General features: G+C 50.8%; 10 protein-coding genes and 1 pseudogene. 8 read left to right on the forward strand and 3 right to left on the reverse strand.

Features of this window, described 5'->3' with window-relative positions; all coding sequences use genetic code 11:
* Window positions 1-57 precede the first annotated feature (57 nt).
* Window positions 58-879: a DUF6946 family protein gene (locus O2597_RS01485; protein WP_269522400.1), complete on the forward strand. Its 822-nt coding sequence runs from the start codon at window positions 58-60 to the stop codon at window positions 877-879.
* 90 nt (window positions 880-969) lie between these two features.
* Here the strand turns inward: O2597_RS01485 and O2597_RS01490 are convergent, their stop codons facing one another.
* From O2597_RS01490 to O2597_RS01500, 3 genes are all read right to left on the reverse strand, one after another.
* A complete protein-coding gene (locus O2597_RS01490) occupies window positions 970-1599 on the reverse strand; it encodes a hypothetical protein (protein WP_269522401.1) in 630 nt (209 codons plus the stop codon).
* The gene (locus O2597_RS01495; protein WP_269522402.1) at window positions 1586-2308 is read right to left on the reverse strand and encodes a hypothetical protein; all 723 of its coding nucleotides are present in this window, start codon (window positions 2306-2308) and stop codon (window positions 1586-1588) included. The genes O2597_RS01490 and O2597_RS01495 overlap by 14 nt, the downstream gene beginning before the upstream one ends.
* Window positions 2309-2389: 81 nt before the next feature.
* Complete coding sequence (locus O2597_RS01500) at window positions 2390-4102, reverse strand: nuclease-related domain-containing DEAD/DEAH box helicase (RefSeq protein WP_269522403.1); 1713 nt, start codon at window positions 4100-4102, stop codon at window positions 2390-2392.
* A gap of 395 nt (window positions 4103-4497) precedes the next feature.
* Between O2597_RS01500 and O2597_RS01505 the strand changes: the two genes are divergently transcribed.
* The 7 genes and pseudogenes from O2597_RS01505 to O2597_RS01535 all read left to right on the forward strand — a co-directional run bounded on the left by O2597_RS01505 (window position 4498) and on the right by O2597_RS01535 (window position 14778).
* Entirely contained in the window at window positions 4498-5265 is a 768-nt protein-coding gene (locus O2597_RS01505) for a PD-(D/E)XK nuclease family protein (RefSeq protein WP_269522404.1), read from the forward strand.
* Window positions 5266-5267: 2 nt separating this feature from the next.
* Window positions 5268-5861 carry a hypothetical protein gene (locus tag O2597_RS01510; RefSeq protein WP_269522405.1) on the forward strand — a complete coding sequence of 198 codons (594 nt, stop codon included), beginning with the start codon at window positions 5268-5270 and terminating at the stop codon, window positions 5859-5861.
* A gap of 132 nt (window positions 5862-5993) precedes the next feature.
* Window positions 5994-9029 (forward strand): annotated as a pseudogene (locus O2597_RS01515) (BPTD_3080 family restriction endonuclease); the annotation flags it as partial.
* 101 nt (window positions 9030-9130) lie between these two features.
* The gene (locus O2597_RS01520; RefSeq protein WP_269522407.1) at window positions 9131-10069 is read left to right on the forward strand and encodes an FRG domain-containing protein; all 939 of its coding nucleotides are present in this window, start codon (window positions 9131-9133) and stop codon (window positions 10067-10069) included.
* 30 nt (window positions 10070-10099) lie between these two features.
* Complete coding sequence (locus tag O2597_RS01525) at window positions 10100-12886, forward strand: site-specific DNA-methyltransferase (RefSeq protein ID WP_269522408.1); 2787 nt, start codon at window positions 10100-10102, stop codon at window positions 12884-12886.
* Between the two features lie 12 nt (window positions 12887-12898).
* Entirely contained in the window at window positions 12899-14149 is a 1251-nt protein-coding gene (locus O2597_RS01530; RefSeq protein WP_269522409.1) for a J domain-containing protein, read from the forward strand.
* The gene (locus O2597_RS01535) at window positions 14146-14778 is read left to right on the forward strand and encodes a vWA domain-containing protein (RefSeq protein WP_269522410.1); all 633 of its coding nucleotides are present in this window, start codon (window positions 14146-14148) and stop codon (window positions 14776-14778) included. The genes O2597_RS01530 and O2597_RS01535 overlap by 4 nt, the downstream gene beginning before the upstream one ends.
* The last annotated feature ends 8 nt before the right edge of the window (window positions 14779-14786 follow it).

The following is a 14786-nucleotide window of genomic DNA, read 5'->3' on the forward strand; positions in this document are numbered from 1 at the left end:
GACAGCCTGGGCTGTCCACGCAAAGACGGGATGCAATCCGATAACAACAAATAAGAAATGGACAATAAACATAAAGAACACCTCGAGCTCATGTCCCACCTGATCAAAGATGGCCAAGCCATTGTCACGATCGAAGACTGGGAGAAATATGCACCACCTGCCGGCAAAGCGTCCCAATGGAAAGATGGCCGCAGCGCAAAGGAGTGCGCTCAAGCTTGGACATCGGCAAATATGAAAGGAAGGCTGTTGCCTCCAGAAATCCATAAGACCTTATCAACGATTGAGGGCTTTGACCAAGTCCTAACCTGGACAGCTGCACCGGAAGTCAGGCAAGCTTTCGATACCTTAGGAGGCAATACACGCAACTGTGATTTGGAAGTACGTGGCTTTGGACGACGGGGAAAGTTCCTGCTCTGCATCGAAGCAAAAGCAGATGAAAGCTTCGGTAAGACGTTAACGAAACAGCGGCAGTCAGCAGAACATGCACGGTCAGAAAATCCAAAATCACAACAACTGAAGCGCCTTAATGACTTAGAAACACGTTTTTTGAAAGGCACCAAATTCGATCCGGACAAGCTCTATTACCAACTCCTCACTGCCTCTGCAGGTGCGCTGGAGGAAGCCAAACGCGAAGAGGCAAGATACTGCATTCTAATGATTCAGGAGTTCATCAGTCAGCAAACAGATGCGAACAAGCGGCAACTCAACCACGAGGCACTCAACGAATTCCTGAGCGTGCTGACGAAAGCCCAAATCACTGTGAGTGAAAACACGCTCATCGGCCCGATTGCACTGCCAAGTCATTTCGACGATAGCTATCCGCAGTTCTACGTAGGTTTGGCAACACGCCGCCTACCGGGCAGCGGTCCTTTAAACTGATCTACACACCAACCCAATGGCCAATACCCTGCTTCACTTAACTGACCAGCGGCATCTTACTTCATAATAAATCAGTCTTCTGAAGTACCCCTAGTTAATTAGATTTGTCTCCTTCACAGGCAGTTCAACCCCATACTCCTTACAGCGCTTGATAAATCCAAACAGCTTTTGATCAGCTAGTTCGGAATTCCTTAGTTCGGAAAGCTCAAACAGCTGAAACAGCTTCGTAATGTTCCCTTCAGGATGAACCTGCAGGTCTGGATTGCAAAATTCTATATCCGACGGATCAACACGTGCATCGTCTCCGCCCGTAGCAGTGCCGAGTAGCAACATGGTATCAGACGAATCCACACTTTTGAATTTTTCCGGCTGTAGCCTCTGTGCTTCATCAGTTTTGAAATCAGAATCCCAATAGCCGGTATCACTAAAAAGGAAAAAATAAAGATCCGTAGTATTCTCACTCTCGCCACTTCGAAAATAATAGACGTAGTTATACATACCGAGCCAATCCCAAGCCCACCGATCAAGTGGCCAAGTTGAATTACGAGAGGGGGGTGATGCAGAGAACCATGGATATGAGTTAATAAAATGCATTTCCATACGGCTACTCATGTGTTTGACCAAATCCAGCACCATCTTCTGATAGGAATACAGAGTGCGATACGAGCGTCGAACTTCGACCAACGCTTCTCTAACTTCTTTTTGGTTATTTTTGACCATAATTTTTACCAGTTGCTATTTCAAATGACAAAGCCTCTCCTCTAACTGACTTTCGTTTCATCCAATAGCGAAAATCAGCATCCTCCAACCATTGATACATTCCGTAACCATGCATCTCAAACAACTCGACTAGGTCATCCATGATACGAATTTTAGCTAAAAGCTCGGACGAATGCATGTATTGCTCTCGCCAACTTTTACGCAGACGATCAACAACAGCCAACAACCTCGCCCAACGTGATTTGATGACTATGACAGAACACCCGTTTTCCTCGATGTTTAAAGATTCGCTTTCCTCAGAATGCAAGCCGCCCACTGCGATTAAATAAAGCGGTTTCGCCCTTTGATCCTCATCGATAATATTCCTGTAAGCTTGAGCTTCGTTTCTCCACTGATCCTTACGCTGCTGCCCATCATCGTTGCGCTTTGATTCCACGATTAGGTTAAGCCCATCAAACTCAATAAACACGTCTGGTTCAACAAAGTTAACATTTGAAGTGTTCTCAGCATTCCAATGCGGCCAAAACTCAACATTTAAAAGTTTACCAGATGTTTCTGGGAGATCATTCCCATAAGTCCCAGCTTTCAATATCCCCCATAGCAATTCGACTGGCAGATAGAGCAGTTGGCCGAATACCGATGAAGTCAACGTGTCTTCGTTAAAGACAGGAACTGAACCAGACTTGTTTCGTTGTATAGCGTGATACATTATTCAAAATTTAGCTTTTTTATGCCTAGACCATGACTCTTCACACAGGAATTAATAGATATGTAAGAAGCATAACAATCATCAACCGTTACTCAACTGGATACTCACCACCCCCAGCAACTGCCGTGCACGGCTGGCACCGATGAAGAAGGCCTCGGCGAAGTCGGGCTTGGAGCTGGAAGCCAGTGACTCGAAGGGTGCGAAATCGATCAGGATGACGGCGAGGAAATCCATGCCTTTGGAACGGTGGGCGCCGATATAGTTCAGCTTGCCCCGAACCTCTTCGTCGTAATCCGCCACTTCGTAGCCGCAGATCGTCGCCTCAGCACCGAGTGAGCTGTCTTTCAGCCACTTCCGGGGGCCGATCAGGACGACATCACTGGGCTTACAGAGCCCGGTGTCCTTCCAGCCTTTGACGATGGATTCGACCGCTTGGACTAGCCCCGCGGGATCCGTCTGGCGCTGGACAACCTCCGGCCCCGTTGGCAGGCCGTCGTGCGCCTCGATCGCATCAACCAGAGGTGCGGTGGCTTCGGCACGCAGGGTCTTCAAATAGCGATAGATCGGCATCGTGTAGCGCAGGGCCTTCCGGAGCTGTAGATGCACCGCGCCACCAAGATGTGTCCGCAGGCGTTCGGGTTCGAAGCTATCGGCCCCTCGGAAAGCCGGTCGTTGCGCCCGGTCGTAGTAGATCGCAATGGGTGCCTCCACCCCGCCCTTCAGGAGTTTCAGATACCAGGACCACCACCCCAGCTCGGCCCCCTCAATGCCGGCGGTGTCATGATCCTGTGCCTCATCCACCACCAACGCGTCGTATTGCAGGGCAAGCTTGCCACTGTCCAAGGCCATGGCGACATATTCGGGCAGCTCTTCCTGAAAATACCGCGGCAGATCCGCCGAAGCAGTCGGCACCTCCAGCGGCAAGCCCTCTGTCGCGATGATCTGTCCCATCAGCTCTTCCCAACTCAGAACGGTCACCGAGCCACGTTTCAGCTTCAGACGCGCGGCCATCCGCTTCAAGCGCTCCGCCAGCAGGAGATTGTAAACCACGAATAGCACGGAACGGCCGCCCTCCCCTTCAGCCAGCCATTCCGCCTGCTTCAGCGCCAGAAAGGTCTTTCCCGTGCCCACGCCGCCTTCAACCATCCAATGCCGGTTGTTTTGGAGCATTTCCAGCAGTCCGAACTCGGTCGACTTGAACTGCTCAAAGAGACGGTCGCTCTGGCGCAGGAACATCTGCAGCGACTCCGGCTTCAATCCCTTGGCCAGCGCAGCATGAAAGGCCCCGACACTATCCGGACAATGGGTCGGATGCGTGGCCATGTGCTGCTGCCACCAGCCCTGAAAATCATCCAGATCCTGCCCGAAAATCAAATTCTCCCGGCCGAGCTCCCCGGTCAGGCGGTCCTGCCCGGTCAGGTTCACATTCGGCACACAGAGCGCCTTTCCCACATAGGGCACCGTCCCGTCAAAATTCGCTTTCAGGTCATCGATGACCGCTTTCCACTCCCCAAAGAGCTGAGTCGCGGGGTTATCCGTGCCGTGCTCCCATTCTCCGGTCAGCGGAAAATGACGATTTTTCCCGGACTTCACCTCCACCACCAGGATCCGTCCATCCGGCCCGAGGAGGATAAAGTCTCCTTCCCTATCCCGCATGCCCGCATGACGCTTCCGCTCGTAGAAATACCCCCAGCGAATCCGCCAGCCCTCCGGCAATTGGTTCAACACCTCGGCCACCCGAAGTTCAGTGGGGTCAGCCTTGTCCAGGGGGCGATTATAAAACCAGATCGGCATGCGCCCAAATCAATCTCATCCTCACGTTTTTGAAAAGCGTTTTGTCACACACCTAGCCAACGCCATAAAGATTAAGACACAGTCACAACAATTAGCCTAGGTCAACAGATGTCCTACTGCCTCGGCTAAGTTATGAATAAAAACATCCTGGCGGACCATCTTTCCTATAGACTCCTAACCCTAATAACCTTATTCGTCGAAACACCTATTGTCTCTTATCATATATTCGTATGCCATTCCTGTTAAAGTGGATGACCTTCCCCTTCCCCCTTTTCCTTAAATCAACCTTCCAGAAAACTTATCCTCCCAACATTTCCTCACAAACTCTCTTCAAGACGTGCTACCCCTAGATGAAACAGATCAAACAAATAGCTGCATAAGTTGAATATGCTCTGATGATGACTTTGGAACAAGTAGCTCAAAATCGAATAAGTTTGGCGCGCCAAATCATCGATAAATACATTCAACTTAAAAATAAGCGCATTCGGGAAATGTGCGCCTATGCCGGAGAGGTCTTAGCCCGTTACAACGAACGAAAGGAACGGGATACAGAAGAGAACCGACAGACCAGCTTTCAGTATAATCCTCTCAGAACGATTCCGATTGGTGAAACCACACACAGCCGAGTCATAGGTGATCTGCTAGATCCGAATGGGACCCACGGACAAGGCGCACTGTTCCTGAACACGTTCCTAGATCTGATCGGACACGAAAATGCAACGTCTGGTCAATGGCATGTTACAGTGGAAACAGGGCGGGTAGACATCTGCCTCTGGCGTGTAGATCCGGCAAGTGTTGTCATTATCGAAAACAAATCGAACTGGGCAGTCGATCAAAGTTCACAACTCTACCGCTACTGGTTGCAAAACATACATAGCTATTATCCAGATCTGAATTATGAGGAGGCATCGACCTGTCGAAATTTTAAAGTGGTTTACATGGCACCCTCTATCCACAAACGCCCGACAGCCCAAAGTTTACAGCGCCCCCCAGAACTAGCCAGCCTAAGCGGACTTCCAGTTAGTTTACCGCTAATACCAGTGCTCTTCACACTCGACACTCACCTCCAAGAATGGTGCTCGCGCTGCATGAAACATTTGGACTCCAAAAATGAGCGCCTTCGCAACTTTCTCAAATTCTATAAAGAAATCTGGTCGAAATAATTATGAATCCACAACAAGCAGAAGAACTCTTCCCGACCCTCGAACATTGGCTTAGCTTTAATGAGCTATTTGATCAGCGCGTAACCATCTTTGAGTCATTCTTTGCGCCAGCCACACAATTGATTCGTCAGCACTTTGCTGAGAAGCTCGACGCATCTTGGACCCAGATCGAATGGGGATCGCCCCATCGGGATACTCAATGGTATTTAAGTGAGTTCGGTCCCAATTCACTTTGTCTTGTCTTTGGGTGGTGCTATGAGTTGCAGCTTCGACTGATCGACGACGTGAGCTTCGACAGCCATGCCATTACAGCGGCGCTTGAAACGAATGAATATGCCGCGTTGAAAAATGCATTCGAACGGATCGATCGACACATGCAGATAGATTCAAAGCTCATGGAACGAGGCAATTACACATTCGGCATCCCGAACGACCGGAATCTGTCCTGGAATGAACTCGCATGGTGTGCGAGGTTCAAAGCTCAGGAGTTCGCGGAACAAGCGATTCGAAAGATAGAACGATTCACGAAGAATACAGAAGTCACCGAGCAGATTCGTAAACTCAACGAAATTGGTCGGGACGCAAAGCAAGCCTGATGGGGTCGAAGCATAAGCAAGCCAGAAAACCGATGCTGCATACATTCACAGCGAATGAAGCTCAAAAAGAGCGCAATCCTTATTCTTATACATTTGCTCACTCTATTTCACTCAGTTTAGAAGCATAGACACATGTCAGATCCATTTTTTGAGCACCCCATCCTGAACTCCCCCTATGAGTATCCCAATCGCCACTGGGAGCTAGACAAGGATGGGCAGCCCACTCAGCAGATAGTCCCAAGCAGACGCATTGCGGACTTCATCACCCCGATTCCTAAGGCTAAAAAACGCAAGGGAAAGGCCGACCAACAAGAGTTGGTCATGGACGAAGGCGAAGGTCTATCCTCGGAGGAGCAGCAATACACAGCTTCCAGTATCAATCGACTGCGCGAGCATATCGACCGCTGGCGCAGTCTCAAGAATCCCAGTGATTGGAAAGTCACCCCGGAAACTGCCCGCCTGCTACAACACTGGCGTCACCATGAATTCCAGGGAATACGCCCCTTTTTCTGCCAAGTTGAAGCTGTTGAGACGCTGATCTGGCTCACGGAGGTGGCCCCCAAGTCAGGCAATGTCGGCAAAAACTTCCTCGATCATCTTGAAAATGCCAGCCTTGCCGCGAATCCAGAGCTAATCCGGGTTGCCTTGAAGCTGGCGACAGGTGCGGGTAAGACGACTGTCATGGCCATGATCATCGCCTGGCAGACGATCAATGCAGTGCGCCGCCCAACCAGCAAACACTTTACTCGTGGCTTTCTCGTTGTCGCTCCAGGCATCACTATCCGTGACCGCCTGCGCGTCCTCTTACCCAACGACACCGAAAGTTACTACGGTTCTCGCGAATTGGTGCCAAGTGACATGGTCGACGAGCTTGGCAAGGCAAAGATCGTCATCACAAACTACCACGCTTTCAAACTCAGGGAACGGATGGAGTTGGCGAAGGGAAACCGGGCTTTACTTCAAGGCCATGGGGCTCCCCTCAACACACTAGAGAGCGAAGGACAGATGCTACAGCGGGTCATGCCTGACCTGATGGGCATGAAGAATGTCATGGTTCTCAATGACGAGGCGCACCATTGCTACCGCGAAAAGCCTGGCGAAAACGACACGGCCAACCTGAAAGGCGACGATAAGAAGGAGGCCGAGAAAAATAACGAAGCTGCCCGACTGTGGATCAGTGGCTTGGAGATTGTGAAGCGGAAGCTCGGTATTAACCGAGTGGTCGACCTCTCCGCCACCCCGTTCTTTCTGGCAGGTTCGGGGTATGCCGAAGGCACCTTGTTCCCCTGGACTGCTTCTGACTTCTCACTCATGGATGCCATCGAGTGCGGCATCGTCAAATTGCCCCGTGTCCCCATTGCGGACAACGTGCCCGGAGGTGACACGCCCATGTTCCGGAACCTTTGGGACCATATTGGCAAAAAACTCCCGAAGAAAGGCAGAGCCAAAGGAGCTCAATTAGATCCACAGAGCCTCCCACCTCAGTTACTGACTGCACTCGACGCACTCTACGGTCATTATGAGGAGACCTTCAAGCTCTGGGAGAAGGATAAAATCAAAGTCCCGCCCTGCTTCATCGTCGTCTGTAATAATACTGCGACCTCGAAACTCGTCTACGACTACATTTCCGGCTACTATCCGGACGGACCGGAGGGCGAGAAGCCACCAGAGCTAGGGCGCCTACCGCTGTTCAGCAATTTTGATGAGCATGGGAACCCTCTGGCCAAGCCCAATACACTGCTAATCGACAGCGAGCAGCTGGAGTCTGGCGATGCACTGGATGCGAACTTCCGCGAAATGGCGTCTGCCGAAATCGAGCAATTTCGCTATGAGATTGTCGAACGCACCGGCAATCGGGAAGCCGCAGAAAAAGTCACCGATGCGGACCTGCTACGCGAGGTCATGAACACCGTCGGCAAGGAAGGTAAACTCGGCGAGCAGATACGCTGTGTCGTTTCCGTCTCCATGCTGACCGAAGGCTGGGATGCGAACACTGTGACCCACGTCCTAGGTGTGCGTGCCTTCGGCACCCAGCTCCTTTGCGAGCAGGTCATTGGCCGCGCCCTACGTCGCCAGTCTTACGACCTCAATGAAGAAGGCCTATTCAATACGGAATACGCCGATGTCCTTGGCATCCCCTTCGATTTTACCGCCAAACCTGTCATTTCGAAGCCAGTTCCGCCGCGCCAGACGACCCACATCAAGGCCATGCGGCCCGAGCGAGATGCCCTTGAAATACAATTTCCACGGGTCGCCGGGTATCGGGCTGAGCTTCCCAACGAACGTCTCTCGGCTAATTTTGGCGACGATTCCTCGCTCGTGCTGACTCCGGACCTGATTGGAGCCACCGAGACCCAGAACTCGGGCATCATTGGCGAACAACACAACCTCACACTGGAGTATACGAAAGACACCCGGATCTCGACGGTTCTATTCCGCCTCACGCATCGCCTCTTGGAGACAAAGTTCCGCGATCCAGGCGGGGAACCGAAACATCATCTATTCGGGCAACTAAAGCGAATTACGAAGCAGTGGCTTGATAGCTATCTTGATTGCAAGGGGGGCACCTATCCTGCCCAGCTGGGCTATAAGGTGATCGCAGACCAAGCCTGCGAGAAGATCCATGCGGCCATCACCCGCGCCAGCATGCAGTCGGAGGGCAAACACATTGTTAAAGCCCTATTGGATTCCTACAACCCATCCGGTTCAACTGCCTACGTCAACTTCCGCACGTCCAAAGACACACTTTATCAGACCGCCCCCAACAAGTGCCATGTAAACTGGATCGTGCTCGACTCCGACTGGGAAGCCGAGTTTTGCCGCGTCGCGGAAAACCACCCTAAGGTTCTGGCCTACGTTAAAAATCACAACCTTGGCCTGGAAGTCCCTTACCGCTTCATGGCCGAAAGCCGCATCTATATCCCGGACTTTATCGTGTTGGTCGACGATGGCCATGGCCCGGAAGATCCGCTCCACCTCATCGTCGAAATCAAGGGCTACCGGGGGGAGGATGCCAAGCAGAAGAAAGAGACGATGGATACCTTCTGGGTCCCCGGAGTCAACAATCTCGAAAGCTACGGGCGCTGGGCCTTTGCCGAGTTTACCGATGTCTATGAGATTCAGAGCGACTTTTCTTCACAAGTTGCATCGCGGTTTGAGCAAATGCTCTCTGGTGAACCAGTCCATAGACGCGACCTAAACCTGCCACCCGGATACATTCCGCGCCCACCAGTCAAGAAAGCCACAAGAAGGAATAAGGAGGATGAACAATGAAGATAAAAAAAGCTCGCTCGGTCATGGATGGGTTTCAACGAGCACTTGAGATCGCGTCGGAATGGTCAAATGGCGAAGAGCCCTTCTTCTGGTTTAGAGGTGTTGTCGACAATACTTACGATCTACTCCCAGGAGCTCATTGGCGTTCCATTAAAGAAGCTTACGACGAGTATGAACCCCTCGTCACCTTTTCCCAGGAAGCAGTCGCTTACGCAGATGTCGGGTATTTCAATGATTGGAAGACTTATTTTCTGGCTCAACATCATGGCATCCCCACCCGCCTGCTGGATTGGACCGAGAGCTTCTCGGCAGCCATGTTCTTCGCGCTCGATGGTGCCGAAGCTTCAAAAACGCCATGCGTATGGCTCTTAAGACCACACAAGCTCAACGGCTATTCGATCAAATGGGATGGGATTCTCTGCCCCGAGAATATCCGCGAGTGTAGCCTCTGGTTACCAAAGGAGCAGAAAGATGTAGCTCTGCAATCGATGAAAGACCCCGATGGTTATCTGTATGATAAGGCGCACCCACTGGCGATCTATCCATCAAAGTCCAACAAGAGACTAATTGCTCAACAAGGCGCATTTACCGTCCATGGCACAGATCAGAGGCCTTTGGAAAAAATCATTTCTGAAGAATTTTCTAAGCCGGAAGAAGTATTGGCCCGAATCGATTTTGAAGGCTTGGATTTAAAGCAAGCGCGACATGATTTGCAGAGGCTGGGAGTTCGGAGGAGTTCCATCTATCCGGATATCGATAACTTCGTCAAAGAGCTCAAAGAGCAATATTGGCCGGACGTCCCAAAGCACATGCCAACGAAAACGGCTTCCACAAAGAGCTCACCCAAAAAGAAGGCTATCAAAAAGAAGGCGGTTAAGAAAGTCGCGAAGAAGGTAGTCAAAAAGATGATCAAAAAAGCAGCCAAAAAACGCTGAACTGACAGATTCAATTTAGAGGAACATTTCATGCCCAAAAAGAAAACCGCCACCAAGAAGCAAGTCGATGCACTCGTCCATGAGGACGCCAAGCGTAAGAACATCCCCACGGCCGAGTATGAGTCGGTCATGGAGCAGGACGCGCAGTCGCCGATCCAACTGGCCTATGAGCGACGCAACCGCGACCTCGATCCGCAGCTCGTTTGGCGGGGTAAGGATGAACAGGACTGGTCCGACCTCGTGGTGCAGGCCCCACCGCTCTATATTCAGGAGAAGGTGCACCCCAAGGTCTTGATTGACGACCTATTGCGTCGCACCGAGAAGGCCGATGCCAACGAAGAGCCGCAGATGGATCTCTTTGGCGATTTCAATGGCCTGCCGAGTGAGGAGGCCAAGACGGAGTTCTACCAGCACGACGCCCATTGGACCAACCGCATGATCCTCGGCGACTCCCTCGGCGTCATGGCCTCACTGGCTGAGCGTGAAGGCCTCCGCGGCAAAGTGCAATGCATCTATCTCGATCCGCCTTACGGGATTAAGTTTAACTCAAATTTTCAGTGGTCCACCACCGACCAGAAAGGGACCAAACAGGATTCAACTTCGAAGATCACTCGTGAACCTGAGATGGTCAAAGCCTTCCGCGATACCTGGCGCGAAGGCATCCACACCTACCTAACATATTTACGAGACCGATTAACAGTCGCCCGTGATTTACTGTCAGATTCCGGTTCTTTATTCATTCAAATCGGCGAAGAGAATGTCCATCGAGTAAGAGCCCTCGCAGAAGAGGTCTTCGGGGAAGATAGCCTTATCGCACAAATTTGGTTTCGAAAGAAAACGATGCCTTTAGGAGCAACCTATCTCGAGCGTATGGGAGACTATGTTTTGTGGTTTGGTAAAAATGCTAAACAGACGAAATTTCGTAGACTTTACAGAAGCATCGATATTGTAGGCGATTTCCATTGGAATTGGAGGCAACTAGACGAGATTGATCGTAGAAAGTATTCCAAACGAGAGCTTGAGTCTAATCCTAGTGGAGATCCTTTTCGGTTAGTTTCGATGTGGCCACCTTCGTTTAGCGAAAAAGACGTCTACGACTTTCCTTTTAGAGGGAAGACTTGGGCACCACCAAGAGGTCAGTGCTATGCATCTAGCCGTGAAAAAATGGATCGAGTTGCCAAGGCCGATCGATTACAAATCGAAGGACAATATGTCCGGTATGTGATGAAGCTGTCAGATGATAACACCACTAAGCTTAATTCGACTTGGACAGATACGACAGGTGCACGTGATAAGAGATATGTGGTAGAAACAAGTGAGTTTGTTGTTCAGCGTTGCTTACTAATGGCCACTGACCCTGGTGACCTTGTCCTCGATCCAACCTGCGGTTCCGGCACCACCGCCTACGTTGCCGAGCACTGGGGCCGCCGCTGGATTACCATTGATACATCACGGGTCGCACTTGCCTTGGCCCGCGCCCGTATAATGGGCGCAAAGTATCCCTACTACCTGCTGGCCGATAGCAAAGAAGGTCAGCAGAAGGAAGCCGAGCTCACCCGCACTGCTCCTTCCGAGGCACCGACCTATGGCAATATACGCCAAGGCTTCGTTTACGAGCGCGTGCCGCACATCACCCTCAAGTCGATTGCCAACAACGCAGAAATCGACGTCATCTGGGACGACTTTCAAACCCGCCTCGAACCGCTCCGCGAACAACTCAACAAAGTCCTTGGCACGTCTTGGGAAGAATGGGAAATCCCCCGCGAGGCAGAAGACAAGTGGAATGGCCAAGCCAAACAAATCCACGCCGATTGGTGGAAAGAACGCATTGCCCGCCAAAAGGAAATCGATGCCTCCATCGCCGCCAAGGCCGATTCGGAATACCTCTACGACAAACCCTACGAAGACAAGAAGAAGGTCCGCGTGGCCGGCCCTTTCACAGTCGAGAGCCTATCGCCGCACCGCACCCTCGGTGTGGATGAAGACGACGAGTTGATCGATCCGCTCAAAGCTAGCGAGGGCAAGCAGGGCGACTTCGCTAGCCAGAAATCCTTTGCCGAGATCATTCTCGAAAACCTCAAGACAGCGGGCGTCCAACAGGCCCATAAGGAGGATAAGATCAAGTTCACCACCCTCACACCATGGCCTGGCGAACTGGTCTGCGCAGAAGGCATCTACACGGAGGGCGAGAGCGGCAGCGAAAAGCGCGCGGGCATTTTTATCGGTCCCGAGTTTGGCACCGTGGCCCGCGTCGACCTGGTGCAAGCCGCCCGCGAAGCCGGCGACGCCAACTTCGACGTGCTCATCGCCTGCGCCTTCAACTACGAAGCCCGCACCACCGAGTTCGACAAACTCGGCCGCCTCCCCGTGCTCAAGGCCCGGATGAACGCCGATCTCCACATGGCCGACGAGCTCAAGAATACCGGCTCCGGCAACCTCTTCGTCATCTTCGGCGAGCCCGATATCGACATCCTCCCCGACGACCACGGAAAGCTCCGCGTCAAAGTCAATGGTGTCGATGTCTTCAAACCCCAGTCCGGCAAAGTCGAATCAAGCAACACCGACGAAATCGCCTGCTGGTTCATCGACACCGACTACAACGAAGAAAGCTTTTTCGTGCGCCACGCTTACTTCCTAGGCTCGGCCGATCCTTACAAGAACCTTAAAACAACACTCAAAGCCGAAATCAACACAGAGACCTGGGACACCCTCTACAGCGACATCAGCCGCCCCTTCAACAAACCCACCTCCGGCCGCATCGCAGTCAAAGTCATCAACCACTTGGGAGATGAAGTGATGAAGGTGTTTCGAGTGTAATGAGAATATGATATGGGATCAATTCTCGCCATCTTTTTATGTGTATTTGTCGGCATTCTCGTTGCTTCGGAATGGGATAACGAGGACACACTGGGAAAACTGGGTTCACTTGGATGCCTAGTATATTTTGTCATCGGTGCAATTGCGCTGAGCTTACTTATTGCCGCATTGTATATCGGTGCGCTCTTGATCGTCGTGGTGCTAATCGCCCTTGTTTATGGCTTTGTATGCATGGGGGTCTACCTGCTTCTCAATCTTCTAATTAAACGAAACATTCGTGCGCTGAAACCGATCTCGCATAACATAAGATTTAGATTACACCCTGACTATAATAGTTTAATTTTTGAAGATACAGCGAAACGGAGTCTTCGTCACCTTCAGGTAGCCCTAGTGACTCTGACTGGCCTACTTATTTTGGCGCTGCATTTTGGACTCAGTAGAATCCTAATTACAACTGGAACTTACGAAGGTAACGGAGAAGATATTCAGCTATATCTTTTACTTCCACTGTTCATAGGCGTTGCACTTTTCGTTTATTTCTGTGCTTCACACTTAATTTCGATCTGCCCTAAAATCGTTAGGACTATAGACTTCTGGCCAGCAATAAGCAATTACGTCTGTGAGCGCTCGGAGTTGCTTCAGAGATTCAGGAGTGTGGACCATCAGATAGTCAATATTTGCACAGAATTAGAGGTATCCCTTTCACCTGAATCTGCCACCACCACGTTAAGCCTGTCAGACTTCATTCATTCAACAGCAGTAAGCGAAGCAACACATACCGTAAGATCAGACCTCGATCGACGAGAGTCATTGTTACTTGCTCTCAGTGATGCCCGTAATGTCTACTTAAACAACGTGAGCCTCTTAGAGAAGGCAGCACTGTTTGCGGGAAAGTCAGGCATTCACAAGCTATCAGAAAAGGTGAATGAGCTGCATAGCAACATACTTCAAACTAAGGACATATGTTTAATCGAGCTAGATTTTGATACGTTCAGGGAAGCCATGGAGGTATTTGCAATTGAGTTAAATGAAATACTAGATCAGCCGAAGACCTACAATACCAACACAAATGGGAGCCAAGCAAAAGACCTTGATCCATACGAAGTCCTTGGAGCTTCAGAAGACCAAAGTCTCGAAGAGATTAACGCCATCTACAAAGGCTTGAGCAAAGTATATCACCCGGACATGGGCAAGGTTCGAGACGCCAAGAAGTTCAGAGAGATTACCGAAGCCTACAACAATATCAAACAGAGCAAGACATGAATGAGATCCAAAAAAAGGATATGCTAGCGAGAAAAGCCTCCATTTTGGCCAAACTTGAAAAGAAAGGCTTAGAGCGAAATTTGTCACCAAACCGTCTCGTAAATTCGAGTGTCGGAGTTGCATGTTTGCTAATTGATTGTTCGACCAGCATGGAGGGGGAGGGACTTAGACAAGCCAAGCGGGGAGCTGCAAACTTTGCAAAGGATGCGTTGGGCAAGAGATACAAAGCCGGCATAGTTTCATTTTCTTGTTACGCGAAGGTGATAACAGAGCCAAGCAATGACTCGGAACAGATTCGTCGTGCAATTGAGCAAATGTCTGTTGAAGGCTCAACCGACATGGCTGAAGGGCTGCGCCAGGCAGGTGCGATGGTCCGCGCCTGCCCGAAGCAGAAGACAGTCGTTCTCGTAACTGATGGATATCCGAATGATGAAGACGAAGCTCTTAGTGAAGCGATGCGATTGAGAAAGTCGGGAATTGAGATCATCACCATAGGAACGGAGGATGCAAACCATGCTTTCCTTCGTAAAATTGCTTCTCGTTCAGACTTAGTCATTCCCGTAGAAAGGAAGAACCTTGCCATAGCAATGCAAAGTGCAGCGAGAGCTTTACCTGCACCCAAGGACTAACAAATGAA

The organism is Coraliomargarita parva (genome assembly GCF_027257905.1).
Lineage (GTDB): Bacteria > Verrucomicrobiota > Verrucomicrobiia > Opitutales > Coraliomargaritaceae > Coraliomargarita_A > Coraliomargarita_A parva.